This is a genomic window from Rhodoplanes roseus (assembly GCF_003258865.1).
GTDB lineage: Bacteria > Pseudomonadota > Alphaproteobacteria > Rhizobiales > Xanthobacteraceae > Rhodoplanes > Rhodoplanes roseus.
This window is the reverse complement of sequence record NZ_NPEX01000496.1, coordinates 1-2,459: the sequence shown is the minus strand read 5'-3', so window position 1 is coordinate 2,459 and position 2,459 is coordinate 1. Positions and strand designations below refer to the sequence as shown.

Annotated in this window: 1 protein-coding gene and 1 pseudogene; both read right to left on the bottom strand. The window is 68.7% G+C overall.

Features of this window, described 5'->3' with window-relative positions; genetic code table 11:
- Positions 1-17: 17 nt before the first annotated feature.
- Positions 18-2,000, bottom strand: a complete 1,983-nt coding sequence (locus tag CH341_RS30655) for an amidohydrolase (protein ID WP_170149882.1) — start codon at positions 1,998-2,000, stop codon at positions 18-20.
- 198 nt (positions 2,001-2,198) lie between these two features.
- Positions 2,199-2,459 (bottom strand): annotated as a pseudogene (locus tag CH341_RS34645) (hypothetical protein); the annotation flags it as partial.

The window sequence follows — 2,459 nt, the reverse complement described above, 5'->3', positions numbered from 1 at the left end:
GTCGTGTCAGGCCCGGATCACAGCAGTCCGCAGCCGCAGCCGAGCGTCCAGCTCCGCCCGTCGTCGCCGACCACCGTCGGCATCGCGTCCGCGATCATGGCGGCGGCGAGCGCGCGTCCGTCGTCGAGCCCGGCATGGCGGGATCCGAAGTCGGCCGAAGCCTGGCGGCCATAGCCGGCATAGTGCTTGATCGGCAGCCAGTCCGGCGCGACTGCCAGCGCGGCGGGCGCGAGACCGGCATACTGGCCGTCGCCGTAGACCACCTTGCCGCCCACGATAGTGAGTGCCGCACTCATCTGAGAGATGCGGTCCTCCGGAATCGAGAAGTAGTCCTCGTTGAGGACGGCCAGATCGGCCCACTTGCCGACCGACAGCGTCCCCTTCTTGTCCTCCTCGTTGCTGATATAGGCGCCGTTGGTCGTGTAGGCCTTGAGCGCCTCCTCGCGACTGAGCAGGTTTCGCTCGGCCGCGTGGCGCAGCCCGCCGACCGTCCGGCCGGTGACCAGCCACTGGATCCCGACCCACGGATTGTGGCTCGCCGCGCGGTTGCCGTCGGTGCCGAGCGCGTAGGGGATGCCCATCTCGCGGATGCGACCGAAGGCGGGCGCGTCGGCCGAGGCTTCGAGGCCCCACTTCTCGACATAGGCCTCGCCGTCGAGCGACATGCGGTTCTGCAGCCCGAGGCTGCCGCCGAGCGCCTGCAGGCGTTCCAGCGAGCGCGCCGTGATGCCTTCGCAATGCTCGAGGCCCCAGCGCAGCTTGTCGACCGGCACCTGCTTGTGGACCTTCTCGACGACGCCGAGAATGCGCTGCGCCGTGAAGTCGAACGACGCGTGCATGCGGAACGGCCAGCCGTTCTGCGCCACGAAGGTGAGGACCTCGGTCAGCTTCTCCTCCATGATCGGAGGCTGCATGATCGGATCCTTGGCGAAGTTGGTGTTGTCGCCGGCGGCCCACACCGTGTACTCGCCGGCGCCACACAGGCGGAAGTAGTCGTCGCCCTCGTAGAGCTTCGCCTTGGCGAGCCAGCCCTTGTAGTCCTCGATCTCGCGACCCGGCCGCTGCGCCATCAGCGTGTAGCCGATGCGCACGGTGAGCGCCTTGTCGGCGGCGAGCTTGGCGATCGCCTGGTAGTGCTCGGGATAGTTCTGGCCGCCGCCGCCGGCGTCGATCAGGCTGGTCATGCCGAGCCGGTTCAGCTCGCGCATCATGTGCCGGGTCGACGTGATCTGGTCCTCGGGCGACAGCTTCGGCACCTTGGCGAAGACCGAGAGCAGGCTGACCAGGCTGGTCGTCGCCACCACCAAACCGGTCGGCATGCCGCTGCCGTCGCGCGCGATCACGCCGCCGAACGGCTCCGGCGTGTCGCGGTTCCAGCCGAGCGCCCGCAGGCCCGCCTTGTTGACGAAGCCGCGGTCGTAGAGATGCATCACGTAGCACGGCACGTCGCCGGTCGCCGCGTTGATCTCCTCCAGGGTCGGCAGCCGCTTCTCCTTGAACTGATGCGGCGTCCAGCCGCCCATCACCTGCACCCAGTGCGGCGCCGGCGTGCGGGCCGCCTGCTCCTTCAGCATCTGCAATGCGAGGGCGAGCGACGGCACGCCGTCCCAGCGGACCTCCTGCGAGTAGGTGAGGCCGCCGCGGATGAAATGCGTGTGCGCGTCGTTGAGGCCGGGCACCACGACGCGCTGGCCGGCGTCGACGATCCGGGTCGAGGGACCGCGGAACTGCTCGAGGTCGCGACGCGACCCGACGCCGACGATCTTGTCACCGGCGATCGCGATCGCCTCGGCGCGCGGCGTCTTCGGATCGAGCGTCACAACCTTGGCGTTCTCGATGATGATGTCGGCCTTGCCGTCCTGCGCCAGCGCAACGACCGGCTCGACCGTCCGGGCCGCGGCATAGAGACCACCCATGGCGGCGGCGCCCGCCATGAAATGTCGCCGCGACAGCGAGGCGGCCTCGAATCCGAACGGTTTTGTTCCGCAGAACAGACACATGCGTTTCTCTCCCGAGCACGTTTCGTTGCTCCGGACGGGCGTCCGGATGTTCGTTGTTGGTGCGAGAGTGAGGGACGGCGGCGTCGCGGTCAACCGGCTCGTGTCGTCGCAGCCGCCACGCCGGACCGTGAAACGCATCCGGCCCGCCGCGCAGACGCGGCGGGCCGGATCAGACGGAGATTGGCTCCCGCGGCGCGTTCAGCCCGCGGTCTTCAGCACGTAATCAGCGATCTCGGCGCGGGTCGCGACGTAGACGTCGTCACGTCCCATGACGGACTTGACGATCGCCTCGTAGGCCCAGGCGCCGGAGGGCCGGCCGAACACGTGGCAATGCGCCGTCACGTCGATCACCACGGACTCGTCCTCGGCGCTCAGCACGTTCGTGAGCAGGTCGTCGAACAGCGTGACGAAGTCGCGCGGCGAGCGGCCGAACCGCATCGCATGCGGCAGGTCGTTGAT

Bases quoted from the DNA above. Each gene is read 5' to 3' on its own strand.
- CH341_RS30655 (WP_170149882.1), bottom strand. From the start codon at position 2,000: ATGTGTCTGTTCTGCGGAACAAAACCGTTCGGATTCGAGGCCGCCTCG.